The organism is Curvibacter gracilis ATCC BAA-807, from assembly GCF_000518645.1.
Lineage (GTDB): Bacteria > Pseudomonadota > Gammaproteobacteria > Burkholderiales > Burkholderiaceae_C > Curvibacter > Curvibacter gracilis.
This window is the reverse complement of record NZ_JADZ01000012.1, coordinates 193,038-219,820: the sequence shown is the minus strand read 5'-3', so window position 1 is coordinate 219,820 and position 26,783 is coordinate 193,038. Positions and strand designations below refer to the sequence as shown.

At 68.0% G+C, this 26,783-nt stretch carries 26 protein-coding genes; 10 read left to right on the top strand and 16 right to left on the bottom strand.

Annotated elements, in window-relative coordinates:
* Nucleotides 1-43: 43 nt before the first annotated feature.
* Entirely contained in the window at nucleotides 44-1,141 is a 1,098-nt protein-coding gene (aroC, locus tag L880_RS0110710; RefSeq protein WP_027475677.1) for a chorismate synthase, read from the bottom strand.
* A 233-nt stretch (nucleotides 1,142-1,374) separates the two neighbouring features.
* Here aroC and L880_RS0110705 point away from each other — a divergent pair, with 233 nt between their 5' ends.
* Complete coding sequence (locus L880_RS0110705; protein ID WP_051443228.1) at nucleotides 1,375-3,531, top strand: sensor domain-containing protein; 2,157 nt, start codon at nucleotides 1,375-1,377, stop codon at nucleotides 3,529-3,531.
* A 68-nt stretch (nucleotides 3,532-3,599) separates the two neighbouring features.
* Here the strand turns inward: L880_RS0110705 and L880_RS0110700 are convergent, their stop codons facing one another.
* Nucleotides 3,600-4,052, bottom strand: a complete 453-nt coding sequence (locus L880_RS0110700) for a CBS domain-containing protein (protein ID WP_027475675.1) — start codon at nucleotides 4,050-4,052, stop codon at nucleotides 3,600-3,602.
* Between the two features lie 203 nt (nucleotides 4,053-4,255).
* Between L880_RS0110700 and L880_RS0110695 the strand changes: the two genes are divergently transcribed.
* The 3 genes from L880_RS0110695 (at nucleotide 4,256) to L880_RS0110685 (ending at nucleotide 6,815) form a co-directional block, all read left to right on the top strand.
* Nucleotides 4,256-5,575, top strand: coding sequence for an O-acetylhomoserine aminocarboxypropyltransferase (locus tag L880_RS0110695; protein WP_019574553.1), 1,320 nt, complete (start codon nucleotides 4,256-4,258; stop codon nucleotides 5,573-5,575).
* 3 nt (nucleotides 5,576-5,578) lie between these two features.
* Nucleotides 5,579-6,397 carry an alpha/beta fold hydrolase gene (locus tag L880_RS0110690; RefSeq protein WP_027475674.1) on the top strand — a complete coding sequence of 273 codons (819 nt, stop codon included), beginning with the start codon at nucleotides 5,579-5,581 and terminating at the stop codon, nucleotides 6,395-6,397.
* 70 nt (nucleotides 6,398-6,467) lie between these two features.
* Nucleotides 6,468-6,815, top strand: a complete 348-nt coding sequence (locus L880_RS0110685) for an Mpo1-like protein (protein ID WP_027475673.1) — start codon at nucleotides 6,468-6,470, stop codon at nucleotides 6,813-6,815.
* A 7-nt stretch (nucleotides 6,816-6,822) separates the two neighbouring features.
* Here the strand turns inward: L880_RS0110685 and L880_RS0110680 are convergent, their stop codons facing one another.
* On the bottom strand, nucleotides 6,823-8,040 hold the full coding sequence (locus L880_RS0110680; protein WP_027475672.1) for a YihY family inner membrane protein: 1,218 nt from the start codon (nucleotides 8,038-8,040) through the stop codon (nucleotides 6,823-6,825).
* Between the two features lie 75 nt (nucleotides 8,041-8,115).
* On the opposite strand from L880_RS0110680, the gene L880_RS0110675 reads away from it, so the two are divergent.
* Genes L880_RS0110675 through pcaC form a run of 3 tightly spaced genes read left to right on the top strand, consistent with a single transcriptional unit; the run spans nucleotide 8,116 to nucleotide 10,496 of the window.
* Nucleotides 8,116-8,562, top strand: coding sequence for a DUF2069 domain-containing protein (locus L880_RS0110675; protein ID WP_027475671.1), 447 nt, complete (start codon nucleotides 8,116-8,118; stop codon nucleotides 8,560-8,562).
* A 36-nt stretch (nucleotides 8,563-8,598) separates the two neighbouring features.
* Complete coding sequence (locus tag L880_RS0110670) at nucleotides 8,599-10,032, top strand: FAD-binding oxidoreductase (RefSeq protein ID WP_027475670.1); 1,434 nt, start codon at nucleotides 8,599-8,601, stop codon at nucleotides 10,030-10,032.
* A gap of 59 nt (nucleotides 10,033-10,091) precedes the next feature.
* Nucleotides 10,092-10,496, top strand: a complete 405-nt coding sequence (gene pcaC, locus L880_RS0110665) for a 4-carboxymuconolactone decarboxylase (protein ID WP_043329152.1) — start codon at nucleotides 10,092-10,094, stop codon at nucleotides 10,494-10,496.
* 15 nt (nucleotides 10,497-10,511) lie between these two features.
* Here the strand turns inward: pcaC and L880_RS32200 are convergent, their stop codons facing one another.
* Nucleotides 10,512-11,897 (bottom strand): DUF1254 domain-containing protein, encoded by a 1,386-nt coding sequence (locus tag L880_RS32200; protein WP_051443227.1) that lies wholly within the window; start codon nucleotides 11,895-11,897, stop codon nucleotides 10,512-10,514.
* Between the two features lie 233 nt (nucleotides 11,898-12,130).
* On the opposite strand from L880_RS32200, the gene L880_RS0110655 reads away from it, so the two are divergent.
* Genes L880_RS0110655 through L880_RS0110645 form a run of 3 tightly spaced genes read left to right on the top strand, consistent with a single transcriptional unit; the run spans nucleotide 12,131 to nucleotide 14,065 of the window.
* The gene (locus L880_RS0110655; RefSeq protein WP_027475668.1) at nucleotides 12,131-12,982 is read left to right on the top strand and encodes a thymidylate synthase; all 852 of its coding nucleotides are present in this window, start codon (nucleotides 12,131-12,133) and stop codon (nucleotides 12,980-12,982) included.
* A gap of 11 nt (nucleotides 12,983-12,993) precedes the next feature.
* Nucleotides 12,994-13,488 (top strand): dihydrofolate reductase, encoded by a 495-nt coding sequence (locus L880_RS0110650; protein WP_027475667.1) that lies wholly within the window; start codon nucleotides 12,994-12,996, stop codon nucleotides 13,486-13,488.
* Between the two features lies 1 nt (nucleotide 13,489).
* Nucleotides 13,490-14,065, top strand: coding sequence for a DUF4337 domain-containing protein (locus L880_RS0110645; RefSeq protein ID WP_027475666.1), 576 nt, complete (start codon nucleotides 13,490-13,492; stop codon nucleotides 14,063-14,065).
* 48 nt (nucleotides 14,066-14,113) lie between these two features.
* Here L880_RS0110645 and L880_RS0110640 read toward each other — a convergent pair whose 3' ends face one another.
* From L880_RS0110640 to L880_RS0110585, 12 genes are all read right to left on the bottom strand, one after another.
* Nucleotides 14,114-15,124: a dienelactone hydrolase family protein gene (locus L880_RS0110640; protein WP_027475665.1), complete on the bottom strand. Its 1,011-nt coding sequence runs from the start codon at nucleotides 15,122-15,124 to the stop codon at nucleotides 14,114-14,116.
* A gap of 48 nt (nucleotides 15,125-15,172) precedes the next feature.
* On the bottom strand, nucleotides 15,173-16,717 hold the full coding sequence (locus L880_RS0110635) for a malonate--CoA ligase (RefSeq protein WP_043329149.1): 1,545 nt from the start codon (nucleotides 16,715-16,717) through the stop codon (nucleotides 15,173-15,175).
* A 53-nt stretch (nucleotides 16,718-16,770) separates the two neighbouring features.
* Nucleotides 16,771-17,553, bottom strand: coding sequence for an enoyl-CoA hydratase/isomerase family protein (locus L880_RS0110630; RefSeq protein ID WP_027475663.1), 783 nt, complete (start codon nucleotides 17,551-17,553; stop codon nucleotides 16,771-16,773).
* Between the two features lie 30 nt (nucleotides 17,554-17,583).
* A complete protein-coding gene (locus L880_RS0110625; protein WP_027475662.1) occupies nucleotides 17,584-18,588 on the bottom strand; it encodes a Bug family tripartite tricarboxylate transporter substrate binding protein in 1,005 nt (334 codons plus the stop codon).
* A 119-nt stretch (nucleotides 18,589-18,707) separates the two neighbouring features.
* Complete coding sequence (locus tag L880_RS0110620; RefSeq protein ID WP_027475661.1) at nucleotides 18,708-20,219, bottom strand: malonyl-CoA decarboxylase; 1,512 nt, start codon at nucleotides 20,217-20,219, stop codon at nucleotides 18,708-18,710.
* Nucleotides 20,216-20,884, bottom strand: coding sequence for a GntR family transcriptional regulator (locus L880_RS0110615; protein WP_027475660.1), 669 nt, complete (start codon nucleotides 20,882-20,884; stop codon nucleotides 20,216-20,218). Before L880_RS0110615 ends, L880_RS0110620 begins: the two co-directional genes overlap by 4 nt.
* 303 nt (nucleotides 20,885-21,187) lie before the next feature.
* Nucleotides 21,188-22,015 carry a prolipoprotein diacylglyceryl transferase gene (gene lgt / locus L880_RS0110610; protein ID WP_027475659.1) on the bottom strand — a complete coding sequence of 276 codons (828 nt, stop codon included), beginning with the start codon at nucleotides 22,013-22,015 and terminating at the stop codon, nucleotides 21,188-21,190.
* A 79-nt stretch (nucleotides 22,016-22,094) separates the two neighbouring features.
* A complete protein-coding gene (locus L880_RS0110605) occupies nucleotides 22,095-22,574 on the bottom strand; it encodes a hypothetical protein (protein WP_027475658.1) in 480 nt (159 codons plus the stop codon).
* Nucleotides 22,571-23,419 (bottom strand): FAD:protein FMN transferase, encoded by an 849-nt coding sequence (locus L880_RS32195; RefSeq protein WP_051443226.1) that lies wholly within the window; start codon nucleotides 23,417-23,419, stop codon nucleotides 22,571-22,573. Before L880_RS32195 ends, L880_RS0110605 begins: the two co-directional genes overlap by 4 nt.
* A gap of 1 nt (nucleotide 23,420) precedes the next feature.
* Nucleotides 23,421-23,975 carry an FMN-binding protein gene (locus L880_RS0110595; RefSeq protein WP_027475657.1) on the bottom strand — a complete coding sequence of 185 codons (555 nt, stop codon included), beginning with the start codon at nucleotides 23,973-23,975 and terminating at the stop codon, nucleotides 23,421-23,423.
* A gap of 64 nt (nucleotides 23,976-24,039) precedes the next feature.
* Nucleotides 24,040-25,422: a hypothetical protein gene (locus L880_RS0110590; RefSeq protein ID WP_157462789.1), complete on the bottom strand. Its 1,383-nt coding sequence runs from the start codon at nucleotides 25,420-25,422 to the stop codon at nucleotides 24,040-24,042.
* A 38-nt stretch (nucleotides 25,423-25,460) separates the two neighbouring features.
* Nucleotides 25,461-26,696, bottom strand: a complete 1,236-nt coding sequence (locus L880_RS0110585; RefSeq protein WP_084461221.1) for a cytochrome-c peroxidase — start codon at nucleotides 26,694-26,696, stop codon at nucleotides 25,461-25,463.
* Nucleotides 26,697-26,783: the final 87 nt, after the last annotated feature.

Below are 26,783 nucleotides of genomic sequence, written 5' to 3'. Positions count from 1 at the left end.
GCCGACGCCGCTGAGGGGGCAGACACCGCCGGAACCCGCCGGTTCAGGCCACAGAACCCGGGATCGGGGGCACCGGCAGGCGCACATCACCGCATTGGGCGCGGTGGCGCAGCACATGGTCCATCAGCACCAGGGCCAGCAGGGCCTCGGCAATCGGCGTGGCCCGGATGCCGACGCAGGGGTCATGGCGGCCTTTGGTCACCACCTCCACCGACTGGCCGTTGACGTCGATCGACTCGCGTGGCGAGATGATCGAGCTGGTCGGCTTGATGCCCAGGCTGACCTCGATGTCCTGTCCGGTGCTGATGCCGCCCAGGATGCCGCCGGCGTTGTTGCTGCGAAAGCCCTCGGGCGACAGCGAGTCGCCGTGGGTGGTGCCGCGCTGTCCCACGCTGGCAAAGCCGGCACCGATTTCCACCGCCTTGACGGCGTTCAGGCCCATCATGGCGTGGGCGATGTCGGCGTCCAGGCGGTCGTACAGGGGCTCACCCAGGCCCACAGGCACGTTGGAGGCCACCACCCGGATGCGGGCACCGCACGAATCGCCGGCCTTGCGCAGCGCGTCCATGTAGTCTTCCAGGTTCTGGACGTCGGCCACCGGGGCGTAAAAGGGGTTGTTGGGCACGTGGTCCCAGCTCTCGAACGGGATCTCGACCTCGCCCACCGCCGTCATGCAGCCACGCAGCACGATGCCGTGCTTCTCGAACAACCACTTGCGGGCCACCGCACCGGCCGCCACCGTGGGGGCCGTCAGCCGGGCCGAAGAACGGCCGCCGCCGCGCGGGTCGCGCACACCGTACTTGTGCCAATAGCTGTAATCGGCGTGACCGGGGCGAAAGCTCTGGGCGATGTTGCTGTAGTCCTTGCTGCGCTGGTCGGTGTTGCGGATCAGCAAGGCGATCGGGGTGCCCGTGGTCTGCCCCTCATAGACGCCGGAGAGGATCTCCACTGCGTCAGGCTCCTGGCGCTGGGTGACGTGGCGGCTGGTGCCTGGGCGGCGCCGGTCCAGCTCGACCTGGATGTCGGCCTCGCTGAGTTGCATGCCCGGCGGGCAGCCATCGATCACGCAGCCGATGGCCGGGCCGTGGGATTCACCGAAGTTGGTGACGGAGAAAAGGGTTCCAAGGGTATTGCCGCTCATGTCGCGATTATCCCAGAGTGACGCAGGCCTGTTCGCAGGTCAGCACCAGCCCGGATGTGGCCGACAAAAGCCATGTAAATCCTCCCCTTCAGCCTTGTTACACCCTGCTACGATGTGCTGAACAGGGGACATCCCAGCGCGAGACGCCCATGCCTTCAAGCCATCCGTCAGAGCCAGACCAGCAGCCAGGCCTGCCTGCCGCGGCTGTGCCTGCTCCGAAGGTGGACCAGAGCATGGTGGTTCACGCGCTGGACGCCAGCGACAGTGCCATCCTGATCACCGATGCCCGGCGACGCATCTGCTACGTGAACGAGGGCTTCACCCGCATGTTCGGCTACAGCCCCACCGAGGTGCTGGGCCGCACTCCCGACGAGGTGCTGCTGGGGCGCCACTCAGACCCGAACCTGCCCCAGACCATTCGCGACGCGCTGGCGCTGCACGGACACACCCGCATCGAAACCCTGGTCTATGGCCGCAACGGGCAGCCGCGCTGGGTGTCGATGGTGGTCAACCAGACCTCGCGGGCACTGAGCGGCACCCAGTCGATCACCGTGATGAACGACATCACGCTGACCAAGATGCACGAGGTACTGCAAAAGAAGGTGCTCGAAGGCATGGTCAACGAGATCCCGCTGAGCGAGCTGATGAACCTGGTCTGCCGCGAAGTGGAGCGCATCGCGCCCGAGGTCACGGCCACCATCCTGGCGGTCGATGGGAATGGCCGCGTCCACCCGCTTGCCGCCCCGAGCATGCCGCCCTACATCGGCCAAGCCATCGAGGGCGCTCCGATCGGGCCCAGCGCCGGATCCTGCGGCACCGCGGCCTGGCGAGGCGAGCCGGTGCTGGTCACCGACATCGAGACCGACCCACTGTGGACCGACTACCGGGCCGTCTTTGCGCCGACCGGCCTGAAGGCCTGCTGGTCCAGCCCAATCAAGAACCACCAGGGGCAGGTGGTGGGCACCTTTGCCTTCTACTTCCAGGACCACCGTGTGCCGGACGCCCTGCACCACCGGCTGGTCGAGGTCTGCCTGCACCTGTGCGCCCTCGCCCTGGAGCGCGAGGCGGCCAGGGCACGCATCCACCAGCTGGCCTATTTCGACGTGCTCACCGGCCTGCCCAACCGGGCCATGTTCCGCCAAAGCGCCGAACGTGCGCTCGACCTGCTGGCCCGAGAAGGCGGCTCGGCCGCCCTGCTCTACATCGATCTGGACCGCTTCAAGCGGGTCAATGACAACCAGGGACACGCTGCCGGCGATGCCCTGCTGTGTGAGGTGGGCACCCGACTCACGCGCAGCATCCGCCCGCGCGACCTGACAGGGCGCCTCTCGGGTGACGAGTTCGTGCTGCTGCTCACAGACAGTACAGCTGAGCAGGCCGTGCAGACCGCCCAACGCGTGCTCGAAGCCCTGGGCGTGCCGGTGCAGATCGATGGGCAGACCCACCAGCCCCAGGCCAGCATCGGCATCGCCCTGTTCCCCACCGACGGCCAGGACGTCGACACCCTGCTGCGCCACGGCGACCAAGCCATGTACCAGGCCAAGAGCGACTCTGCCCACAGCCTGCGCCTGTTCAACCCCGAGATGAACCAGCGCACCCTGGCCCGGGCGGCGCTGGAGCTGGCGCTGCGCCAAGCCCTGCAGCTTGGCCAGTTGAGCCTGCACTACCAGCCCCAGATCCGCAGCGACGCAGCTCAGACCCTGTATGGCGTGGAGGCCCTGATGCGCTGGCGCCACCCTGAATGGGGCATGGTGCCGCCCGACCGATTCATCCCGGTGGCGGAAGAGGCTGGCCTGATCCGCCCCATGACCGACTGGCTGGTGGACGAGGCATGCCTGCAACTGGTGCGTTGGCGCCAAGCCCGCCTGCCCGTGCCCCGGGTGGCGCTGAACCTGTCGGCCAAGAGTTTTCACGAGCCTGATTTTTCAGCCCGGCTGGAGGCCCGCCTGCGTCAGCACGGCCTGCAGCCGGCCGATCTGATGCTGGAGATCACCGAGAGCGTGATGATGGACACCCGCTCCATCACGGCGACCAATATCCAGGACCTGCATGCCAGGGGCTTTTACCTGTCGCTGGACGACTTTGGCACCGGCTATTCCAGCCTGAGCTACCTGCACCGCCTGCCCATCCAGGAACTCAAGCTCGACAAGAGTTTTGTGCAAGACCTGTCCACCAGCCAGGCGGCGCGCACCCTCACCCTGTCGGTCATGAGCATTGCCCGCAGCCTGAGCATCGAGGTGGTGGCTGAGGGTGTCGAAACCCGGGATCAACAGAGCTGGCTGCAAAACCAGGGCGGGCCGGTGCTGCAGGGCTACCTGTTCAGCCGCCCCCTGCCAGCGCCTGAGCTGGAGCAATGGCTGAAACAACGCAAAGAGGTCGGGCTGAGCTGACCCCCCAACGAAAAACCGGGCCCTGGGGCCCGGTGGTCGAGGGTGGCGGCCAGCGCGGCCCGCACCGATCAATTGGCGCTGCTGTCTTCCTCGGGCCAGTCGCGGATGTAGGCCTTGAGCATCTTGTTTTCGAAGTTCTGGCTGTCCACCACGGCCTTGGCCACATCGTAGAAGCTGATCACGCCCATCAACATGCGCTGGTTCATCACGGGCATGTAGCGGGCATGGCGGTCCAGCATCATGCGGCGCACCTCGTCGAGGTCGGTTTCCGAGGTGCAGGTCAGGGGGTGGTCGTCCATGGCGCTGCGCACCAGGGTCGTGCCGACGCCGCCGCCGTTCTTCACCACGGTCATGATGACCTCGCGGAAGGTCAGCATCCCGACCAGGTCGCCATGCTCCATGACGACCAGGGAGCCGATGTCTTTCTCGGCCATGATCTGGATGGCCTTGGCCAGAGGCTCGTCGGGGGTGGCGGTGTAGAGCGTGTTGCCCTTGACCCGGAGGATGTCGCTGACTTTCATGTTTCGTCTCCTGGCGGTTGATTGGAAAGAATATAACGAAGAAATCCCCGTTCGCCGACCGATTTTGCAACCTACATGACACAGGTTCTGCAAGTTCGGCGCACAAAGCACGGCAAGCTCTGCGTGCGCGAGCGGGCCGCCCTGGGCAGGCCTTTTATGATGATGCGCTCGCGCACCGGATGAGAAATCAGAGGAGACCCTGCATGGCCGGCTATTCAGACCCCGGGTTCGACACCCTGGCACTTCACGCGGGCGCTGCGCCCGACCCCAGCACCGGCGCCCGCGCCGTGCCCATCCACCTGAGCACCTCCTTCGTGTTCGAGTCCAGCGACCACGCGGCCGCCCTGTTCAACCTGGAGCGGTCGGGCCACGTCTACTCGCGCATCTCCAACCCCACCAACGCCGTGCTGGAGCAGCGCGTGTCGGCCCTGGAAGAAGGCATTGGCGCCATCACCACCGCCAGCGGCCAGGCCGCCCTGCACCTCAGCGTCGCCACCCTGATGGGGGCCGGCTCGCACATCGTGGCCTCAACCGCCCTGTATGGCGGCTCGCAGAACCTGCTGCATTACACCTTGCGACGATTCGGCATCGAGACCACCTTCGTCAAGCCGGGTGACATCGATGGCTGGCGCGCTGCCGTGCGCCCCAACACCAAGCTGTTCTTCGGCGAAACCGTGGGTAATCCGGGGCTGGACGTGCTGGACATCCCCACCGTGGCCGCGATCGCCCACGAGGCCGGTGTGCCCCTGCTGGTCGACTCCACCCTCACCTCGCCCTACCTGATCAAGCCGCTGACGCTGGGGGCCGATCTGGTCTACCACTCGGCCACCAAGTTCCTGTCGGGTCATGGCACGGTGATCGGCGGCATCGTGGTCGATGGCGGCAGCTTCGACTGGGACGGCCCCGCCGCGGCCGGCCGCTTCAGCGAGCTGACCCAGCCCTACGACGGCTTCCACAACATGGTGTTCAGCGAAGAGTCCACCGTGGGGGCCTTCTTGTTGCGCGCGCGCCGCGAGGGCCTGCGCGACTTCGGCGCCTGTCTGAGCCCGCACTCGGCCTGGCTGATCCTGCAAGGCATCGAAACCCTGCCCCTGCGCATGGAGCGGCACATGAGTAACACCGCCCGGGTGGTCGAGTTCCTGGCCAGCCAGCCTTTTGTCTCACGGGTGGGGCATCCGCTGCTCGAATCACACCCCAGCCACGCGCTGGCCGAACGCCTGCTGCGCTTTGGGGCGCGGGGTGCCGGCTCGGTGTTCAGTTTCGACCTCAAGGGCAACCGCGAGCAGGGCAAGAAGTTCATCGAGGCGCTCAAGCTCTTCAGCCACCTGGCCAACGTGGGCGACTGCCGCTCGCTGGTGATCCACCCCGCCAGCACCACCCACTTCCGCATGAGCGACGAGGCCCTGGCCGGCGCCGGCATCAGCCAGGGCACCATCCGCCTGTCCATCGGTCTGGAAGACCCGGACGACCTCATCGACGACCTCAAGCGCGCCCTCAAGGCGGCAGAAAAGGCGGGGAGCTGAGCCATGATCCTCCAGGTCAACGGGCACGACACCTATTGCTACACCGGGGGCAAGCCCTTCAACCCGGCCCAGCCCACGGTGGTCTTCATCCACGGGGTGCTGAACGACCACAGCGTGTGGATTCTGCAAAGCCGCTACCTGGCCAACCATGGCTGGAACGTGCTGGCCATCGACCTGCCCGGCCATTGCCGCAGCGCCGGCGAGGCGCCCGCCAGCGTGGACCAGGCCGCCACCTTCATCGGCGATCTGTTGCAGGCCGCGGGCGTCGACAAGGCCGCGCTGGTGGGCCACAGCTGGGGCTCGCTGATTGCGCTGCAGGCGGCCGCCCAACTCCAGCAGCGCGTCAGCCACCTGGTGCTGGTGGGCTGCGCCTTCCCCATGAAGGTATCGCCCGCCCTGCTGGAGGGCTCGCTCAACGAGCCTGAGAAGGCGCTGCGCATGATCAACGTCTTTTCGCGCAGCACCCTGTGCGCGCCCCCGTCCACGCTGGGGCCGGGCACCTGGGTGTTTGGCGGCGGCATGGCGCTGGGCCGTCGCGTGCTGCGCAGCAACCCTTCGGTGAACGTGTTCCACCGCGGCTTCCAGGCCTGCGACCAGTACGCCGGGGGCCTGCAGGCCATGGCCGACCTCGGCTGCCCGGTGCTGTTCGTGCTGGGCACACAAGACCAGATGACCCCACCCAAGGCCGCCCTGGGCCTGATCCAGGCAGGCCAGGCCGCAGGCAAGGCGGTGCGCAGCGTGAACGTGCCGGTGGGCCACCACCAGATGAGCGAGGCGCCCGACGACACCTTGTTCGCGATCCGGGATTTCCTGAGGGCCTGAAGACACCGGGGCGACACCGACGAACGGCAGGGGCTGCCTAGACTGCAGCACCCACCCCAGGAGTCGCCCCATGACCTCAGCCCAGGCCACCCCCACGGCCGCCCCCGGCGTCGACCCACGCCAGTTCACCCGCTTTGCTGACTTCTACCCCTTCTACCTGGGCGAGCACAGCAACCGCACCTGTCGGCGCCTGCACTTTCTGGGCTCCACGCTGAGTCTGGTGTGCCTGGCCATGCTGGCCTTCACCGGGCGCCCCCAGTACCTGCTGTATGGCCTGCTGTGCGGCTATGGCCTGGCCTGGGTGGGGCATTTCGTGTTCGAGAAGAACAAGCCCGCCAGCTTCAAGCGCCCGCTCTACAGTTTCATGGGCGACTGGGCCATGTACCGTGACATCTGGCTGGGCCGGGTGCCGTTCTGAGAGCTTGCTAACGGACCGCAGGCAAGGCGTCTGCCAGGTACAGGCCCGACAGGCCGGCCCGATCCCAGAACGGTGCCACGCTGCTGCGGTGCTGCAGCAGCAGGCGTTCCAGCAAGGGCGCGAGCAGGGTGGTCTCCGGGGCGGCCAGCAGCACGTGGCGCGCCACGGGCGAGCCCTCATCCACCTGCAGCAGGCCCACCCAGTCCAGATCGCACAGGGTTTCGAGCACCGGCTCGAGTTGCAGGTTGTCCACCTGCAGCACGGCGGCCAGTTCAGGCAGGCTAAGCCCATGGTGCGGCTGCTCACGCGCCTGGCGCAGGTGGTCCAGCACCTCCAGCGCCAGCTGAAAAGTCCAGCCCGCACCCGTGCCGTAACGGGCCACCCCCGACAACAGGCTGGGCAGGTAGGCCGTGGTCACGGCCCCCAGCAGCACGATGACCCAGGCCACATAGATCCAGATCAGCAGAATCGGGAAGGTGGCAAACGCCCCATACACCGCCGAGTAGGTGGGCACCTGGGCCATGTAGACCGCCAGCGCCTTCTTGGCCAGTTCCATGCACAGCGACACGAACAGGCCCCCTGTCCAGGCATGGGCCCATTTGACCTGGGTATTGGGCACAAAGTGGTACAGCCCGGCCAGACCGGCCGCCAACACCAGGAACTCGACCGAATCCAGCAGCACCCGGATCGGCGCCGGCAGGCCTGACACCAGGCCACGCGAGGCACTCATCACGTACGAGGTCAGCGCCAGGCTCATGCCCAGCACCAGGGGGCCCAGCGTGAGGGCGGCCCAGTAGATCAGCACCCGCTGGCCCAGCTTGCGCGGGCGCCGCACCCGCCAGATGTTGTTCAGTGTGCGGTCGATGGTCAGGATCAGGGTCAGGGCCGTCACCAGCAGGGCCGACAGGCCCACCACCCCGAGCTGGCTGGCCTTGCTGGAGAACTGGGTCAGGTAACCCAGCACCTGGCGCGAGATGGTCTCGGGCACCAGGCTCTCGATCAACCAGCGCTGCAACACGCCCTGCACCTGGCCAAAGATCGGGAAGGCCGTGAACACCGCCAGGGCCACGGTGACCAGCGGCACCAGCGCCAGGGTGGTGGTGAAGGTGAGGCTGCTGGCCGTCAGGCCCAGCCGGTCCTCGCGGAAGCGCTCACGCAGGGTCAAGGCCGTGACGCGCCACGGAAAGCGCATCAGGCTGCGCCAGAAGTGCCTCAGCTCCAACATCAGGCGTAACGACCAGGGGCGTCGGGGGGAAGTGGAACGGGCAGACTCGAACATGGCCGCTATGATGCCATCGCCATGACACAGCCTGATCGCACCGCCCCCCCCGACGCCCAGCTCCAAACCGAGAATGCGCTTTCTTCTGACCCATCGGTACGGCTGACCCGCTGGCTGGCGGTGGGCAGCCTGATTGGGCTGATCGCCCTGGGCCTGGCCTGGGAGCTGGTGCTGGCCCCGGTGCGGCCGGGTGGCTCGCTGCTCGCGCTCAAGGTGCTGCCGCTGTGCATTCCGCTGGCCGGCCTGCTGAAGAACCGCATGTACACCTACCGCTGGGTCAGCCTGCTGGTGTGGCTGTACTTCACCGAAGGCGTGGTGCGCGCCTACAGCGACCGCTCGCCCGGTGCCTGGCTGGCCGGGCTGGAGGTGCTGCTGTGCCTCAGCCTGTTTGCCGCCTGCGCACTGCATGTGCGCCTGCGCCTGCGCAACGCGCGCCAGGCTCAAGCGCACCAGGCCCAACCGTCCTGAATCCGGCCCGCCGGGCCCTTTCACCCCCTCATGACCATGTCTGCCCACCTGATCTCCGAACTCATCCGCATCGTCGGCGCCGCCCATGTGCTGACCCATGATGACCCTGCCACCGACCTCAGCGCCTGGGAGCAGGACTGGCGCCGCCGCTCGCGCGGCAAGGCGCTGGCCGTGGTGCGACCCGCCAGCACGGCCGAGGTGGCGGCCGTGGTCAAGGCCTGCGTGGCGGCCGGCACGCCCGTGGTGCCGCAGGGTGGCAACACGGGCCTGGCCGTCGGCTCCATCCCCGACGACAGCGGTCGCCAGGTGGTGCTGAGCCTCACGCGCATGAACGCGGTGCGTCAGATCGATCCGCACAACCTCACCTTCACGGTCGAGGCCGGCTGCATTCTGCAGAACCTGCAAAGCGCGGCCGAACAGGCCGGCTACCTGTTTCCGCTCAGCCTGGCGGCCGAGGGCAGCTGCACCATCGGCGGCAACCTGGGCACCAATGCCGGTGGCACCCAGGTGCTGCGCTATGGCAACACGCGCGAACTGTGCCTGGGGCTGGAAGTGGTCACCGCCCAGGGCGAGGTCTGGGACGGCTTGAGCGGCCTGCGCAAGGACAACACCGGCTACGACCTGCGGGATCTGTTCATCGGCAGCGAAGGCACGCTGGGCGTGATCACCGCCGCCACCCTGAAGCTCTTCCCCCAGCCCGCCGCCTGCCTGACCGCCTGGGCCGCCCTGCCCTCGCTGGAGGCCGCCGTGAGCCTGCTGGGCCTGGCGCATCAGCAACTGGGTGCCGGGCTGACCGGCTTCGAGGTCATGGGCCAGTTCGCCCTCAGCCTGGTGGGCAAGCACATGCCGCAGCTGCGCGTGCCCTTTCTGGGCCAGGACGATGCGCCTTGGGGCGTGTTGTTGGAAAACTCCGACAGCGAGTCGGAGGCCCACGCCCGCGAGCGCTTCGAGAAGCTGCTGGAGCTGGCCCTGGAGCAAGGCATCGTGCTCGATGCCGTGGTGGCTGAAAACCTGAGCCAGGCCCACCAGCTGTGGCATGTGCGCGAGAGCATTCCGCTGGCCCAGGCCGAAGAGGGCCTGAACATCAAGCACGACATCAGCATCCCGGTGTCGCGCATCCCGGCCTTCTGCGCCGAGACCGATGCCCTGTTGCAGCGCGAGATCCCGGGCGTGCGCCTGGTCAACTTCGGCCACCTGGGCGACGGCAACCTGCACTACAACGTGCAGGCCCCGGCCGATGGCGACCCCAAGGCGTTTCTGCGTGAGCAGGAGGAGCGCGTCAACACCCTGGTGTACGACCAGGTGCAGCACTACCAGGGCTCGATCTCGGCCGAACACGGCGTGGGCTCACTCAAGCGCGACAAACTGCCCCATTACAAATCGCCGGTGGCGCTGGAGCTGATGCGCGCCATCAAACGCGCCCTGGACCCACAGAACCTCATGAACCCGGGCCGGGTGATCGAGGTCTGAGCGCCTGGGTCGCGAGCTGTTCAAGCCCTTCGCTTTTTTCAAACCCTCAAGGAACCCCCATGCCTCTGAACCAGGAACTCTTCGATGCCGGCCTGCAGACCCGCCGCGAGGTGCTGGGCAGCGAGTACGTCGACGCCGCCATCGCCAATGCAGACGCCTTCAACCGCCCGCTGCAGGAGCTGGTCACGCAATACGCCTGGGGCGAGATCTGGAACCGGCCCGGCCTGGACCGCCGCACCCGCAGCCTGCTCAACCTGGCGATGCTGACCGCGCTGAACCGCCCGCACGAGCTCAAGCTGCACCTGCGCGGCGCCCTCACCAACGGCGTGACCCGCGAGGAAATCCAGGAGGTGTTCCTGCAGACCGCCATCTACTGCGGCGCCCCGGCCGCCATCGACAGCTTCCGCACCGCCAAAGAGGTGTTCAAGGAAGTGGATGCCGCAGCGCAAGGTTCAAAGGGCTGATCCACTTCGCCCCACTCAGTCCAGCCGTTCGACCGCAGGCAGGGTGATCTGCCCGTCGAGCAAGGCGGCCCTGGGCTCGTAGGCGCGCAACACCAGGCGGAAGTCACCCCGGGGGGCCGGCAGCCAATTGCGCGCCTGCTCGGCCGTCGCAGGCGCCTCGTGCTGGATGATCAAATCGACCGCGCCGTCGGCCGCCACCTGCAGGCCCGGCGTGCGGTCGCCGATGGCGTAGCGCCGCAAGGCGTTGGCGCTGAAGAACAGGCGCCCATCAGGCTCGACCTCGTACATGGACAGCGACCAGAAGGCATTCACCGGCAAGCCCCCGGCCGGCAGGCGCAGCCGGTAGCGGTGCGCCCCGCTCAGGGCCAGGCCCTGGGCATCCACCCCGGTGCTGGGGTAGACCGACTCCACCGGCTCCAGGGCCAGCAGGCCGCTGAGCGCGGTGCTGGCCCGGTAGCGGTAGTCGGTGCCGAACTGGCCCAGGTTGGCTTGCCCGTAACGCCAGCCGTTGACCGTGCGGCCCGAGGAGAAGGCTGTGGTCTTGAGGCCTGCCAGCAAGGTGGGCAAGGACTGCGTCCACTGCGCCTGCAGGGTGGGCGACAGACGATCCCAGGCGCATGCGGCACCGCACAGGCCCACGGCCGCCAGGCGGCCGAGCAAAGCCTGCTCGTAGGCCGGTGGCGGGTTGCGCTCCAGCATGCGGTTGGCCAGGTCCACAAAGGCCTGGGGGGTCGGGCCCAGGGGGGGCGCGGCATCCCATACCGGGGGCCGGGGGGCCGCGGCCAGGGGCTGGGCGCCCAGTTGATCCTGCAGGGCGTGCACCGCCGGCAGATCCTGCGGCCCATCCACCAGAATGCGCGCCAGCACCAGCACATCGTTGGACGGCGCCCGGATCACGCGGGCCGCTGCCGGCATGGGCCCTGGCCAATCCGGGCCGACCAGCACGTGCTGGCTGGCCCGGGTGCCGTTCAGGCGCCGCCCCAGCATGGCAAAGTTGTTGCCCACCATGTCGATGAAGGCCAGCGAGTGGTATCGCCCGGCCATGTCGGGCAGCGACAGCGCCACAGGCCCCTGGCGCAGGTCCAGCCAGAGCAGCGAATACAAGGTGTCGACATTGGGGGTGGTGACCTCCCGGCGCGCCGGGTCGGCCAGCTCGCGGCGGTGCTGCCATGCAGGGTTGGGTGCGGCCTCGGTCCCGGCCCCCAGCGACGCCGCCCGCAGGCGGCCCATGGCGACCAGCGGGTAGGCGTAGTCAAAGGCCTGGGCCATCAAGGCGCCGGGCTCATCCCTGAGCCCGCCGGTTGGCCCATCGGCCAGCGCCGGGGTGGCAGTGCCCAAGGCACTGGCCAGTGCCAGAACGGCGCCCAGGGCCGGGCGCGAAGACAACAGCTGCAAAAACATGATCGGTTCTCCCATCCTCAAGAGGTTGACGCGACAGGCCCAGCCAGAGTGGCCTACGCACCGGCGGTCGCAGACAGACAGGGCACGTGCGGACCATTTTGGGCGGGCCGAAGCATGCGCCCAAGCCGGCCAGCCAGGCGATATGGACAGAAGGTCACGACCTGCCGGAATGCACTGGCAGCCGGCGAACCCCCTAAAATCGCCGGTCACACACAGACCAGCGCGCCTGCCCCATGACCCAACCGCCCCAACCGACCCAACGCCCCGTTCGTTCCCAGTACGAAGATTTCATGCGCCACGTCTACACGACAGGCGTGGCCAAGGGCGACCGCACGGGCACAGGCACCACCAGCGTGTTCGGCTACCAGATGCGCTTTGACCTGAACGAGGGCTTTCCGCTGGTCACGACCAAGAAGGTGCACCTGCGCTCCATCATCCAGGAGCTGCTGTGGTTTCTCACCGGCTCCAGCAGCAATCTGTGGCTGAAAGAGCGTGGCGTGACGATCTGGGACGAGTGGGCCCGCGAAGACGGCGACCTGGGCCCGGTGTATGGCGTGCAATGGCGCAGCTGGCCCACGCCCGACGGCGGCCACATCGACCAGATCGCCGAAGTGATCAAGACCCTCAAGAGCAACCCGGATTCGCGCCGCATCATCGTGAGCGCCTGGAACGTGGCCGATCTGGACAAGATGGCGCTGATGCCCTGCCATGCCTTCTTCCAGTTCTATGTGGCACCCGCCCAGGCCCCGGGCGAACGTGCCCGCCTGTCCTGCCAGCTGTACCAGCGCAGCGCCGACATCTTCCTGGGCGTGCCCTTCAACATTGCCAGCTACGCGCTGCTGACCCACATGGTGGCCCAGCAATGCGACCTCGATGTGGGCGACTTCATCTGGACGGGTGGCGATTGCCACATCTACAGCAACCACCACGAGCAGGTGGAGACCCAGCTGGCCCGGGCGCCCTACCCCTACCCCACGCTGCGCATCCTGCGCCGCCCCGACAGCCTCTTCGACTACCAGTACGAAGACTTCGAGGTGGTGGACTACCAGTGCCACCCCGCCATCAAGGCCCCGGTCGCCGTCTGAGAGCCCAGCCCATGCCTCTGAACCTGATTTTTGCCCGGGCCGCCAATGGCGTGATCGGCCGCGACAACGCCCTGCCCTGGCACCTGCCCGAGGACCTGGCCCATTTCAAGCGCCACACCCTGGGCTGCCCCGTCATCATGGGGCGGCGTACCTGGGACTCGCTGCCGCCGCGCTTTCGCCCCCTGCCCGGGCGGCAGAACATCGTGCTGACCCGCGACCCGGCCTGGGCGGCTGAAGGCGCCCACCGCGCCGGCTCACTGGCCGAGGCCCTGGCCCTGCTGCCGCCCGAGCAGCAGGTGTGGGTCATCGGCGGGGCCGAGGTGTACGCCCAGGCCCTGCCACTGGCCGACCGGGCTGTGGTGACCGAGATCGCGCAAGACTTTGAGGGCGACGCCTTTGCGCCACAATTCGGCCCAGGCTGGACCGAGGTGGCGCGCGACACACAGCAGTCATCGAGCGGCCTGACATTCAGTTTTGTCACCTACACACAACAACGAGGAGCTTGATATGTCCGGACACGGATTCCACGTCCACGGCCCGCACGACCATGAGCTGGAGCACGCAGCCCAGCATGGTGGCGACAGCATGACCAACCAGATCGCGATGTTCACGGCCATCATCGCGACGGTGGGCGCCATCTTCTCCTACATGGGCGGTGCCACCCAGGCCAATGCCGGGCTGTACAAGAACAACGCGGCCATCAAGAAGACCGAAGCCTCCAACCAGTGGAATTACTTCCAGTCCAAGAGCACCAAGCAATCGCTGGCCGAGCTGGCCCGCGACCTGGCGCCCGAAGACAAGAAGGCCACCTACCAGGCCAAGGTGGAGCGTTACGACAAAGAGAAGAACGAAATCAAGGTCGTGGCCGACAAGCTCGAGGCCGAAGCCAAGCAGTGGGACGAACAATCCGACGAGCAGATGCACCTGCACCACCGCTGGGCCCAGTCGACCACCGCGCTGCAAGTGGCCATCGCGCTGGCGGCGATTGCCCTGCTGACCAAGAAGCGCTGGTTGCAGTACGGCATGTTCGGCGTGGCCGGTGTCGGCGTGGCCATCGGTGCGGCCGCCATGCTGCACATCTGAGGCGGCGGCAGAACATGCAAGAAAAACGGGCTCCTCGGAGCCCGTTTTTCATGGTGCCGGCAATTTGAACAAGGCCTGCAGGGTCTGGGCCACAGAGGCCCTGGCCCGCTCTGTGGCCACCGGGTCGTGCCCTACGTAGGGGTCGCGCTGCACGCAGGCATCCTGGTAGCTGAACACCTGAGCGGTGGCCTGGTTGACCAGCCGCCCCGGGGCCTCTTCGCGGATGCTGCAGGCCCGCACCGTCTGCGAGCCCTTGGCCTGAACCGCCGGCTGCGGGGCCAGCGGCGAATCAAAGCCGTGGTGTGCCCCTTCGTACAGGCTGATCTGCACATCCTGCCCCGCCTTCTGCAAGCGCTCGACATATGCGCGGCAGGGTGCCGCGGGGTTGTAGTCATCGGCCAGACCGTGGTGGATGCGCACCGGGCCATCGAGCTGCATGTCGCCCAGGTACTGGGTCATGCAGTCGGGGTAGAAAGGAATGTAGGCCGCGTAGCGGATGCCACTGCGGTTCCAGGCCTCGTGAAAGCGCTTCAGGCCGGCAAACAGCGTGGCCTGGCCGCCGCGCGAGAAACCCATCAGCACCACCCGCTGCGGATCGATGCGCGGGTGTTTGGCGAGCAGCTCCAGTGCCCGGTAAGCATCCAGAGACAGGTTCAGCCGCCCCAGCTGGGCCTGATTGGCCCCGGTGGTGGTGATGCCGCGGCCGGTGAACCCATCGATGGCCAGGGTGGCAATGCCCATGGCGTTCAAGTCACGCACCCACATCTCGCCGTTCGCGCCCATGCCGCTGGAGCCATGCACCAGCACCACCGCCGGCTGGCGACCCGGCACATTGGCCAGGCGCAACTCGGCCCCCACCGTGACGGGCTGGCCTGCTGAAGCATTGCCAGTCAGAAAGTCGGCATCGCTGAGGGTCAGGCTGGGCAAGGCGTGAAGCTCCACCCGCGCCGGCAAGGTCTTGGGATCGGGCAAGGGGCCCAGGGCCTGGGCGGCCGTAGCCCACAACAAAACACCCAGCAGGGCCAGGCAGGGCCGCAACCCCCTCGTCAAGAACCTCATGAAAAGTCTCCTTCTGTGTTGTTGGGGGATGGCCGGACCGGCCCGAACTCAGGCAAACAGCGTCTTGTACTGGTCGCGCAGCAGGTTCTTCTGCACCTTGCCCATGGTGTTGCGCGGCAGCTCGGCCACCACATAGCAATGCTTGGGGATCTTGAAGTTGGCCAGCTGGCCCTTCAGCGTGGTGATCACCTGGGCTGCCTCGACGGTGGCGCCGGGCTTGGCAATCACCACGGCCACGCCCACCTCGCCGAAATCGGGGTGCGGCACGCCCACCAGGGCGCTCTCGGCCACGCCGGGCATCTCGTTGATGTAGCTCTCGATCTCGGCCGGGTAGACGTTGTAGCCGCCGCTGATGATCAGGTCCTTGGCGCGGCCCACGATGGTGACGTAGCCACGCTCATCCACCTTGCCCACGTCGCCGGTCTTGAAGAAGCCGTCGGCGGTGAACTCTTCGGCGGTCTTTTCGGGCATGCGCCAGTAGCCCTTGAACACGTTCGGCCCCTTGACCTGGATGCCCCCGATCTCGCCCACCGGCAAGGCAGCACCTTCGTCGGACTGCACGCGCAGCGACACCCCGGGCAGGGGGAAGCCCACGGTGCCGCCACGGCGCTCGGCCTGGCCGCCATGGCGCGCGTCGGCCACGTAAGGGTTGGAGGTCAGCATGATGGTCTCGCTCATGCCGTAGCGCTCCAGGATGGTGTGGCCGGTGCGGTCCTGCCACTCCTTGAAGGTCTCGATCAGCAAGGGGGCCGAGCCGGCGATGAACAGGCGCATGTGGGAGGCCGCCTCGCGCGTGAGGCCCGGGTCGGCCAGCAGGCGCACGTACAGCGTGGGCACGCCCATGAACACCGTGGCCTCGGGCATCTTGCGGATCACCAGCTTGGGGTCGAACTTGGCCAGCCAGATCATCTTGCTGCCGTTGATGAGGGCGCCGTGGATGGCCACGAACAGGCCGTGCACGTGGAAGATGGGCAGCGCATGGATCAGCACGTCGCCGGGCTGCCAGCCCCAGTAGTCCTTGAGCATCACGGCGTTGCTCAGCATGTTGCCGTGGCTCAGCATGGCCCCCTTGCTGCGCCCGGTGGTGCCGCTGGTGTAGAGGATGGCGGCCAGGTCGTCGGCCGCACAGGGCGCCACCTCATGCTGGTCGCCAAAGTGGGCCGCCCGCTCCAGCAGCGAGCCGGTGCGGTCGTCGTTGAGGGTGAAGACGTGCGCCGTACCGGCCTTGAAGGCGATCTTGCTGACCCAGCCGAAGTTGGCGGCGCTGCACACCACCACAGCGGGCTCGGCATTGCCGATGAAGTACTCGATCTCGGCGCTCTGGTAGGCCGTGTTCAGCGGCAGAAACACATAGCCCGCGCGCAGCGTGGCCAGGTACAGCACCATGGCCTCGACCGATTTCTCGACCTGCACCGCCACCCGCGCGCCGGCGGGCAGGTTCAGCGAGGCCAGCAGGTTGGCCATGCGGGCCGTGGCGTGGTCCAGGTCGCGCCAGGTGTAGAAAAGGCCGTTGTCGGTCTCCACCGCCGTGGCGTCCAGATCAGCGGGAAACTGCGCCCGCAGGGCTGCAAACAGGTTCTGGTTCGTCGTCATGATGAAAGCAGGAGAAAAAAAGGATGGAGGATGGGAAAGCGGGCCGGCAGGCCTCAGAAGGCGGGCGTGCGTTTGGCCAGGAAGGCGGCAATGCCCTCGCGGTGCTCGGCGCTGTCGGCATAGGCGTAGGCGGAGTCGAGCAGCGCTTCAGGCAAGGCCGTGGCCAGCGCGCGCAAGGTCTGCTTGTTGAGCCGGGCGGCCTGGGGCGCGAGGGTGGCGATGCGGGCCGCGCTCTGGCGGGCGTCAGAGGCCACCTGATCGTCGGGCAGCAGCCGGGTCAGAAAGCCCCGCGCCAGCAGCGTGGGGGCATCGAGCGTGGCGGCCTCCAGCAGCATCTGGCGCACCGAGAGATCCCCCGCCGCTGCCCGCACCAGGGCCACCTCGCGCGGGGCCATGGGGAAGCCCAGGCGGGCGATCGGCGCGCCAAAACGGGCCGACTGCCCGGCCAGCCGCAGGTCGCAGGTGCTGGCCAACTCCACCCCGGCACCCATGCAGGCGCCCTCGATGCAGGCAATCAGCGGCACATCGCAGGCCAGCATGGCCGACAGGCCGCCCCACACCTCCACCTCATGGAAGTGGCGCAGGGCCGCCTCGTCGAAGCGAAAGTCGGGGTACTCGGAAATGTCACCACCGGCGCAGAAATGCCCACCCTCGCCGCGCAGCACAATGCAGCGCACATCATCGCGCGCCTGCAGTTCGACAAAGGCCTGGCGCAGCTGCTGCCACATGGGGCGTGACATGGCGTTGAGCTTGCCCGGGTTGGACAGCGTCACCTGCACCACCCCGGGCAGGGCCTCTCCTTCGAAGCCCGGCTCGACCCGTACCTGTGCTGACATGCATTGACCTTTCTGGATGGAATTGTGTTGTCAATCGAGCTTGGCACCGGAGGCCTTGACCACCGCAGCCCAGCGTTTGATTTCGCCATTCACGAAAGCCCCGAATTGTTGCGGGGTGCTGGCCGTGAATTCGGCGCCATTTTGAGCCCACGCGGCCTTGATTTCCTCAGACTGCCCCAACACGCGCACCTGCTCGACGATCTGGGCCTGCAGATCGGCCGGGGTGCCCTTGGGCGCCCACAGGCCGTACCAGGTGGTGACGGTGTACTCGGGCAGGCCCAGTTCGGCCGCGCAGGGCACGTCGGGGAAGGCCGGGTTGCGTTTGGCGCCCGACACCATCAAGGCCTTGATGCGCCCGCCCTTGATGTGGGTGGCCGAGGAACCCAGGCCGTCGAACACCATGTCGACGTTGCCGGCCATCAGGTCTTGCAAGGCCGGGCCGGCCCCCCGGTAGGGGATGTGGGTGATGAAGGTGCGGGTCTGGAGCTTGAACAGCTCGCCGGCCAGGTGGTGCGAGGTGCCGCCACCCGCCGAGCCGAAGTTGAATTGCCCCGGCGCCGCCCGCACCGCGGCCAGAAAGGCCTTGAAATCGCCCGGCACCTTCTTGGGGTTGACCACCAGCACCTGCGGCACGTTGGCCAGCATGGCCAGGGGGATGAAGTCTTTTTCGAGGTCGTAATCGAGCTTGGGGTAGACCGAGGGCGCGATCGCGTGGTGCACGCCCCCCATGAACAGGTTGTAGCCATCGGGTGCGGCCCGGGCCGCGATGCCCGCCCCCAGCGTGCCCCCGGCGCCGCCCCGGTTGTCCACGATGAGCTGCTTGCCCGTCTGCTTGGAGAACGCAGCCGACAGCGGTCGGGCAAAAGCGTCGGTGCCCCCACCGGCCGGAAACGGCACCACCATGTTGACGGGCTTGGCCGGCCAGGCGCTTTGCGCCCAGGCCTGGCCCAGCCCGGCCAGCGGGCCCAGGGCAGCGGTGCTGCCCAGGAGGGATGCGGTGCGCAACAAGGCGCGGCGTTGGATCGATCGGTTCATGCGGTTTGTCTCCTGTCGTGATGGAATGCGGGCGGCCTTCGGTGGGCCGTCCCGGCTCGGAAAATGCCCGGCCTGACAAAGGGCCCGGGCCCCGCCGGGGCCCAGGCCGCAGGCCGTCTTCAGGGCTTGAGCAGGCCCTCGATCTCGGCGGCCATGGGGATGCGCCCCTGCGCCAGCTGGGCCCGGTGCTTGTCCAGGCGTTTGAGGTCGTACAGGTAGTTGACCATCAGGCCATACGACTGCTTGAGCCCCTTGGGCGAGGGGTCGCCAGCCCAGTTCAAGCGCTCCACGCGGGCGCCATTGCCCAGGTGGAAGCGCGCCACCGGGTCCAGCGGCTTGCCCTCTTGCCACTCGGCCCCCAGGTACTGGGCGGCACAACGCAGCAGAAACTGGCGCAACGGCGACTTGGCGTCCAGCGCCAGCGGCTTGTCCAGGGCGCCCAGCACATGCTCGGTGCTGGGCGGCTCGAAGCTGACGGCGCGGCCCAGCTCACGCAGGGCACGCTCGTCCAGGCGCTCCAACTGGGCCGCCAGGTTGCGCTGCAACCAGGGCCGCAGGCCCGGGATGGGCGACAGGGTGGCAAAGGTCTTGAGCTTGGGGAACTCTTCCTTCAAGGTATCGACCACGCGCTTGATCAGCGAGTCGCCGAAACTCACGCCGCGCAGGCCGACCTGGGTGTTGCTGATCGAATAGAAGATCGCGGTGGTGGCCTTTTGCAGGTCGGCCGCTGCGGCCGACTCGTCGAGCAGGGGCACGATGTCGCTGGCCATGTCGTCGAGCAGGGCCACCTCGATGAAGATCAGCGGCACCTCGGGCAGACGCGGGTGGAAGAAGCCATAGCAGCGGCGGTCGCTGTCGAGGCGGTTCTTCACGTCGGACCAGCTCTTGATGTCGTGCACGGCCTCGTACTGGATCAGTTTCTCGATCAGCGAGGCCGGCGAATCCCAGCTGATGCGGCGCAGGTCCAGAAACCCGACATCGAACCAGGTGGAGAACATGTACTCCATCTCCACATCCAGGGCCTGCAGGCGCCGGTCGGCCTTGAGGTGGGGCTGCAGCTCGGCACGCAGATCGACCAGGAACTGCACCCCGCCCGGGTACACGCTGAAGCGCTGCAGCAGGCGTCGGCGTGGCGACACGGTGGCACGGCGGTAATGCACCTCGGCCACGGCCTCGTCCGGGGTGCCCACGGCGGCTGCAAAACGGGCCTGGGCCTCGCGCGCCTTGTCGGCGTCGGCCACGAACATCTCGCTCATCAGCAGCCACAGGTCACGCCGGCGCGCCGGCGTGGCGCCCTGGTACCAGACGGCCAGGGCCGCGGCGCGGCGCCCGCCCTCGACCTCGCTGACGCGCGGGTCGATGATGCCGCGCAGCTCGTCGAGCGCCCGCCGCAGCATGCGCGGCGACAGCGCCTCGTCGCCCTGGCGCAGGGTGGCCTCCAGGCGCTCGCGGGTGCTGCGCTGGGGCGGCTTGCCGCGCGGGCTGGGCGCGGGGGCGCTGCCGGGGCCACGCAAGGGGGTGGCAGCAGCTTCGCTTTTGACCGGGGTGCCCGCAGCCGCCTCATCCTTGGCCAGGGCTGCAGGCAGCAGTTTGGAGACGCGGCGGCTGATCCAGGTGGTGGTGGCGTTCATGCGAGGAGTCGGCTGGGTTGTTGACGGGCCAGGTCACGCAGCGCCTCACGCTGACGCAACAGATGGGTTCGCATGGCGGCCTCGGCCCCTTCGGCATCGCGTGCCTTGAGGGCCGCCAGCACCGCCAGGTGCTCGGACAGGCTCTGCCCGATGCGCCCCGGGGCCTGCAAGGACTGCAGGCGGGCCAGGCGCAGGATCTTGCGCAGGTCAGCAATGGTCTGCGCCAGCCAGCGGTTGTCGGCCAGGCGGATGATGGCCTCGTGGATCTGGTAGTTGACCTGGTAGTACTCGGTCAGCTGCTGGGCCTGGGCGCAGGCCTGCAGTTGATCGTGCAAGACCGCGAGCGTGGCCAGGTCGGCATCGTTGACATGGCGGGCCGCCTCGTAGGCGCAGCGCCCTTCCAGCAAGGCGATGAGCGGAAAGATCTCGTCCAGATCGCGCTCGGTCACCTCGTTGACGAAGCAGCCCCGACGCGGCTCATGGCGCAGCAAGCCCTCGGCACTCAGCACCTTGAGGGCTTCGCGCAAGGGGGTGCGTGAGATGGACAGGCGCTCGCACAGGGCCACCTCGTCCAGAAACATGCCCGGCGCCAGCTCACCATTGAAGATGCGCTCACGCAACTGGTCGGCCACCTCGCTGTGCAGGGAGTTGGGCTTCAGGCGCATGGCCGCTCCGGTGTGGCGTGGGCTGGCCGCCGCGGGCGGCCGTGCACCGGGCCAAGGCCAGGACGGCAGAGAGGCTGGGCGCTGTAATTTTTCATAATTACAGCTAATTATTTTGATTTGAGCGTCCAGTACAAGCACCCAGCCCTCGGTGTTTACCCCCGAAACCAGGCTGAAGCTGGGCTGAAATACCGGTTGCAGAGAACAGGCCCGGCCCGAGCAAGGCCCCTGTTCGGGGAGATACAGGCCAGGCCGACACCGGGCCTGCACCCAGCCTGCACCTGGCAGACCAAGGCGCCTGCGGCCTCAGCGGGCGCTAGCGCCCGGCAGGGGCTGCCCCTGGGCCCAGCGCCACATCAGGACACCACCCAGCACCATGGGCACGCACAGCCACTGGCCCATGCTCATGCCCATGGACAGCAGGCCCAGGAAGGCATCGGGCTCGCGGAAGTACTCGGCCGTGAAGCGCAGCACGCCATAGCCCAGCAAGAAGGCGGCCGACACCTCACCCAGGCGACGGGGCTTGCGCGCATAGAGCCACAGCAGCACGAACAGCAGCAGCCCTTCGAGCAGCATCTGATAGACCTGCGAGGGGTGGCGCGGCAGCATCGAGCCCGACTGCGGGAACACCATGCCCCAGGGCAGGTCTGGCGGGCTGAAACGCCCCCACAGTTCGCCATTGATGAAGTTGCCCACGCGCCCGGCCGCGAGCCCGGTGGGCACGCAAGGGGCCACAAAATCGGTCACCTGCAGCCAGGGCCGGTGATGCGCCCGGGCAAACCAAACCAGGGCCACGATCACGCCCAGCAGGCCGCCGTGAAAGCTCATGCCCCCGGTCCAGATCTGCAGGATCTCCAGCGGGTGGCTCAGGTAATGCAGGGGCTTGTAGAAGAAGCAGTAGCCCAGGCGCCCGCCCAGCACCACGCCCAGCACGCCGTAGAACAGGATGTCCTCGACATCGCGCCGGCTCCAGGCCTGCGGGCCCTGCAACGACGCGTAGGGCTGGTGCTTGAGGCGTTGGATGCCCAGCAGCATGAACAGGCCGAAGGCGGCCAGGTAGGTCAGGCCGTACCAGTGCACGGACAAGGGCCCCAGCTGCAGGGCCACGGGGTTGAATTGGGGGTAAATCAGCATGCGCGAGATTGTGCCTTCAGAACGTGAAGCGCCGGTGGCAGTGGCCGATGCCCCCTGCCCTGCCCTGCGCTACCCGCCTTCAGCGCCCCAGCCAGCGGTGATACAGGCCGTGCCCCAAAGCCAACAGCGGCCACAGCAGGCCCGGCCACCAATGCAGGGCCACCAGGGCCTCGCGCCAGTCGGCTGGCCCGTACAGCAGTCCCAGACCGGCCAGCGCCACCCAGGCCCCCAGGGCGGCTGTGAGCAAACCCAGCCACCAGGCCACACGGGCGCCTTTGCGCCCCCACATCTGCAACGCGTGCGGCCCCAGCCAGCGCCCGGCCAGCGCACACACGGCCCACACCAGCACGCCGTGCAGCACCTGGGCCGCGCGGTGGGCCTGGTTTTGCCAGGGCGGTGTGTCGGGTGACCATTCGCCGCCCCAGGCCCACAAGGCCATGCCGCTGAGCCACAGCCCCAGCAGCAGCACGACCAGGGCCCCGATGCCACGGCGGCTCCAGCCGGCTCGCCAGCGTGGCGGGCGGTGGGCCCCATGATGAGGGGGGTGGCGCCGGTTCATGCCAGCCACACCCGCGCCCGGTGGGCGCGCAACACCCGCGCCAGCCGCCCCTGCGGCGCACCGGCCGGGCACTGCAGCACCCATTTGGTCAAGGCGTCGGCGCTCACGCAGTCCAGCGCCATGACGGTACAGGCCGTGGGCAGCAACCCAGGCCGCCCTCGGGCGCCCGGTCGGGTGTGCCCGGTGCGCACCCAGTCAGCGCGTTGCAGCCCGCTCACCGACGAGGCCAGGGCCGCGTCGCGCAGGCCGCGCAGACCCGGCTGGCGCCGGGTGCGGGTGGGGGCTTCGGGCAGGCGCAATTCGATCGGCCAGGGCGTGGGGCCATAGGCCCGCAGATCGCCGCCGGCATTGACCAGGGCGCCGGGCACACCGTGCTGGCGCAACACGGCCAAGGCGCAGTCCACCGCGTAACCTTTGGCGATGCCGCCCAAGTCCAGCGGCAGCGCACCGTCCACGCGCACCGTGTGGGGCGCGACCCAGCTCAGAGAGCTCCAGCTGGCCAGGGCCTGGCCCAAGGCCGGCGCCAGTGCGGGCCGCAGGCCGCGTCGGGCCAGCTCGGCGCCGGCCTGCAAGGGGTCGAAAGCGCCCGCGCTCTGGCGCTGCCAATAGTGGGCCAGCACCAGCACCCGCGCGGTGTGGGGGTGAAGTTCCATCAGATCACCGGCCCGCGCGCCGGCCAGCCGATGCAGATCGCTGCCGGCCTGGTGGGCGCTCATGAGGCGGTCGATCAGCGCCACCGCCTCGAAGGCCTGGGCCATGGCCTGCTCGGCCCGGGCGCCGTGCTCGTCGCGCAGGCGCAGCATCACCAGGGTGCCCAGCAGGGGGCGGGCGCGTTGGTGCAGCAAGTCAGCGGCCCTCGCGCGCCTTGACCAGGCCCTGCACCAGGGCGCTGAGGCGCTGCACGCCCTCGGTCACGTGCTGGCACGACAGGGTGGCCCCCGAGATGTTGCGGATGTCGTCGCCGAAACGGATCTGCGAAGGCCCTTTGCGGCCCTCGAACTGGCGCCGCCAGGCCGGGGTGCGGATTTCGGCCCCATGCGACTCCCGGTAGACCAGCACCTCCACCCCGCTGACCTGCCCCTGGGCGTTGAAGCCCGCGGCATAGTCGATCAACTCGTACTTGCCCACCACGCGGTCCAGCAGCACCCAGCCCTGAAAAGCCTCACCGGTGCGCGCCAGCCAGGCCTTGGGGGCGTAGCCTGCCGGCACCCCCAGCCCGGCCGCCCTGAGCGCGGCCACATCGGGCACCAGGGCCTGCTCCACGAACTCGCTGGCCTGCGGCAGCAGGGCACGCTGGGCCTGCTCCAGACTCAGGAAACTGGCGGCAAAGGCCTGCGCGGTCCACACCAGGGGCGGTGCGCCGAGCGCGAGTTTCTGCAGGGTTTGACGCCGGGTGATCATGGTGCGGGGCTTTCAGCCAGGGCTTGGGGCAAGGTGGGTGATGTTAGCGAATCGCAGTGCCCGATTAGAAGTGGAAGCCCACGCCCAGATTGAACATGTCCAGCGACTTGTCGCTGAGGTAGCGCTGGAAATCGGCCTTGAGCACCACCTGCGGATTCAGGTAGAAGCTGGTGCCCACGGTCATCACCCGCACATCGGGCAGGATGGAGGGCGACAGGCCCACCGGCAGACCGGTGTAGGCGCTGGCTGTGTTCAGGCGCTCGTAGCGTGCGAAGGGCACGGCGGCGTATTCGCCCTGGCTCCAGACCCGGTAGGCGGCCTGGGCATACCAGCCTCCGAAGCGGCTGGGCACCGGGGTGGCCTGGCCGGCAAAGGTGGCGTTGAGCGACGAGATGTCGCTGAAGCGGCCCTGGGCGGCCAGGGCCGACAGGTCCCAGCGGCCCGGTTGCCAGCGGGTGTGCAACTCGGCCAGGGTGAGCGAGGCGTTCGGCGCGGCGAAGCTGGTCTGCTTCTGGCCCACACCGCCATTGAACACGCTGCCGCCGACATTGAAGCCCGGAATGCCGTTGTAGTTGAGCGCGCCATAGAAGGCGGCGTTGCGGGCCTTGGCCAGCTGCCCCTCCTGGTGGATGGCGCCCAATGGGGAATCACGCCCCTCGCTGCTGGTGGCATCCCACTTGGTGAGGTCGAAGCTGGTGACCATGCCCGCATCCCAGCGCAGACCACCGGCCGTGGTGCCGCGCAGGCCCAGACCCATCTCGCGCCAGGTGCTGGGGATGATGGCCGTCTCGACCAGATTGCGGTTCACGCCGAAGTAGCGCGTGGGTTCGTGGCTTTCGTTGAGGTAGCCCACCGGCATCAGGAACAGGCCGGCCTTGGCCGACAGGCTGTCGCTCAGGTCGTGCTCGATGTACATCTGCTCAAACTCGACCTCGCCCTGGTCCGAGGCCGAGACCACGGCGTTCTCCACCTCGAGCTCGGCCGCCATGCGGGTGCGCTCATTGAAGCGGTAGGCAAAGCCCAGCACGCCGCGGCGCAGCGTGGCGGTGGCCCCCGAGGCGTTGTTGCGCGGGCGGCTGTAGTTCATCTCGGCGTAGCCGAAGAAGCTCAACGGGTTGTCCACGGCACGCGCAGGCTCGGCGGCCGGGGCGGCGCTGGCCACGGCAGCGGCCGTGGGTGCCCCAGGGTTGGCCGCCGTGCCGCCGTAGCCGGCCCAGGCGCCGGCGCCCGCAGGTGCAGCGCCCTGCCCTGACTGGGCCTGTTGCTGCTTGACGCTGTCGAGTTCGGCGCGCACCTGCTTGAGCTCTTCGCGCAACTGGCGCAGTTCGGCCAGCACCTCGGGCAAGGCGGCCGGGGCGGCGCTTTGCGCCTGAGCGGTGCCGGTCAGCACCAGCGTGGCCAGCGCCAGGGCGCTGAAACGGAAAACGGCGAAGCGGGGGTGGTTCATGGGGAGTCTCGTCAATTGAAATGGGGGGCGTTCAGATCTCAGGGCTTGTAGCCATCGCTCAGGGTGCGCAAAAACGCCACCAGGTCCTGGATCTCGGACTCATTGAGGGCCGGTTCGCCGCCCAACGGGCGGTTGTAGGGCACCTCGGTGGTGTTCACATTGCCACGCAGGGCGGGCGGCAGATCGTTGAACTTGATCGCCCGGCCGTTGGCATCGAGCGGATACCACTTCTCGGGATTGGTGTCGCGCTGCACATAAAAGCGCACCACGTCCTCCAGCGAGCTGAACTTGCCGTTGTGGAAAAAGCGCTTGCGCTGGGCCACGTTGCGCAGGCTGGGCACCTTGAACAGGCCGCACAGATCGGTGCGGGCGCTGAGGTCGGTGCGCGAAGGGCCGCACAGGCCCAGGTCGTAGAAGGCCGGATCGGCATTGGCGGCGATCTCGGTGTTGCGCGGCACGCCCAGGCTGTCGTAGGTGAAGTCGGTGAACAAGGCGCCGGGCGCATTGGCCGGCTTGGTGCTGGGGTGGCAGGCGGCGCAGTTGCCCTTGTCGCTGCGGTTGAACCAGGCCAGGCCGCGCAGTTCGGCATCGCTCAGGGCCACCGAGCCCGCGGTGAACAGGTCGAACTTGCTGCTGAAGGGGGCGAAATCGGGGTCTTCGCGCTGGTAGCGCTCCAGCGCATAGGTCACGCGGTCAAAAGCAGCCTGGGGCTGGTCGAAGATGCCCTGCCCAAAGGCGGCCTTGAATTCGGCCGCGTAGCTGGCCTTGGCCAGCTTGGCGATGACGTCAGCCGCATTGCTGTTGGCCATTTCATTGGCACTCAGGAAAGGCCGCACCGCCTGATCCGCCAGCGAGCTGGCGCGGCCGTCCCAGGTGAAGCCCCCGGTGGGCGTGCCATCGCTGGCAAAGAAGAAGGCGGTGTTGTAGCGCAGGTAATTGAGTGCCGGCGGGGTGCGGGTGCCGGGCTGGTCCAGCGCCGGGCCCCCGGCCACCACCGCGTTGCTGAAAGGCGAGGCATGGCCCAGCGTGGCATCGTGGCAGCTGGCGCAGGACATCTTGCCCGAGGCCGACAGCGAGGGGTCGTTGAAGATCTTCTGACCCAGCGTGGCCGCTGCCGACAGGCTGTCGCTGCCGGTCGAGGCGGAGGAGCCGCCACCACCGCCACAGGCGGTCAATACAAGGCCCATGGCCAGCACAGCCAGACCAGCCAGACGGCGCTCAGGCCGCCAGGCCGCAGCCGCGCTCACCGGCGGGCGGATAAGTTGAAACGCCATGATCAGTCTGCCCCGCCCACCACGGCCAGCGTCCGGGCGAGCGTCATGGCCCGCGCACCGCTGCACCCCAATGAATCAGGTTTGTTG

Coding starts and splice junctions, on each gene's coding strand:
- L880_RS0110625 (WP_027475662.1), bottom strand. CDS start 18,588: ATGAACCGATCGATCCAACGCCGCGCCTTGTTGCGCACCGCATCCCTC.
- L880_RS0110685 (WP_027475673.1), top strand. CDS start 6,468: ATGACCTCAGCCCAGGCCACCCCCACGGCCGCCCCCGGCGTCGACCCA.
- L880_RS0110635 (WP_043329149.1), bottom strand. CDS start 16,717: ATGACGACGAACCAGAACCTGTTTGCAGCCCTGCGGGCGCAGTTTCCC.
- L880_RS0110595 (WP_027475657.1), bottom strand. CDS start 23,975: ATGATCACCCGGCGTCAAACCCTGCAGAAACTCGCGCTCGGCGCACCG.
- L880_RS0110590 (WP_157462789.1), bottom strand. CDS start 25,422: ATGAACCACCCCCGCTTCGCCGTTTTCCGTTTCAGCGCCCTGGCGCTG.
- lgt (WP_027475659.1), bottom strand. CDS start 22,015: ATGCTGATTTACCCCCAATTCAACCCCGTGGCCCTGCAGCTGGGGCCC.
- L880_RS0110630 (WP_027475663.1), bottom strand. CDS start 17,553: ATGTCAGCACAGGTACGGGTCGAGCCGGGCTTCGAAGGAGAGGCCCTG.
- L880_RS32200 (WP_051443227.1), bottom strand. CDS start 11,897: ATGTTTTTGCAGCTGTTGTCTTCGCGCCCGGCCCTGGGCGCCGTTCTG.
- L880_RS0110695 (WP_019574553.1), top strand. CDS start 4,256: ATGGCCGGCTATTCAGACCCCGGGTTCGACACCCTGGCACTTCACGCG.
- aroC (WP_027475677.1), bottom strand. CDS start 1,141: ATGAGCGGCAATACCCTTGGAACCCTTTTCTCCGTCACCAACTTCGGT.
- L880_RS0110705 (WP_051443228.1), top strand. CDS start 1,375: ATGGTGGTTCACGCGCTGGACGCCAGCGACAGTGCCATCCTGATCACC.
- L880_RS0110670 (WP_027475670.1), top strand. CDS start 8,599: ATGTCTGCCCACCTGATCTCCGAACTCATCCGCATCGTCGGCGCCGCC.
- L880_RS0110690 (WP_027475674.1), top strand. CDS start 5,579: ATGATCCTCCAGGTCAACGGGCACGACACCTATTGCTACACCGGGGGC.
- L880_RS0110640 (WP_027475665.1), bottom strand. CDS start 15,124: ATGAGGTTCTTGACGAGGGGGTTGCGGCCCTGCCTGGCCCTGCTGGGT.
- L880_RS0110620 (WP_027475661.1), bottom strand. CDS start 20,219: ATGAACGCCACCACCACCTGGATCAGCCGCCGCGTCTCCAAACTGCTG.
- pcaC (WP_043329152.1), top strand. CDS start 10,092: ATGCCTCTGAACCAGGAACTCTTCGATGCCGGCCTGCAGACCCGCCGC.
- L880_RS0110680 (WP_027475672.1), bottom strand. CDS start 8,040: ATGTTGGAGCTGAGGCACTTCTGGCGCAGCCTGATGCGCTTTCCGTGG.
- L880_RS0110700 (WP_027475675.1), bottom strand. CDS start 4,052: ATGAAAGTCAGCGACATCCTCCGGGTCAAGGGCAACACGCTCTACACC.
- L880_RS0110645 (WP_027475666.1), top strand. CDS start 13,490: ATGTCCGGACACGGATTCCACGTCCACGGCCCGCACGACCATGAGCTG.
- L880_RS0110615 (WP_027475660.1), bottom strand. CDS start 20,884: ATGCGCCTGAAGCCCAACTCCCTGCACAGCGAGGTGGCCGACCAGTTG.
- L880_RS0110655 (WP_027475668.1), top strand. CDS start 12,131: ATGACCCAACCGCCCCAACCGACCCAACGCCCCGTTCGTTCCCAGTAC.
- L880_RS0110675 (WP_027475671.1), top strand. CDS start 8,116: ATGACACAGCCTGATCGCACCGCCCCCCCCGACGCCCAGCTCCAAACC.
- L880_RS0110585 (WP_084461221.1), bottom strand. CDS start 26,696: ATGGCGTTTCAACTTATCCGCCCGCCGGTGAGCGCGGCTGCGGCCTGG.
- L880_RS0110650 (WP_027475667.1), top strand. CDS start 12,994: ATGCCTCTGAACCTGATTTTTGCCCGGGCCGCCAATGGCGTGATCGGC.
- L880_RS0110605 (WP_027475658.1), bottom strand. CDS start 22,574: ATGAACCGGCGCCACCCCCCTCATCATGGGGCCCACCGCCCGCCACGC.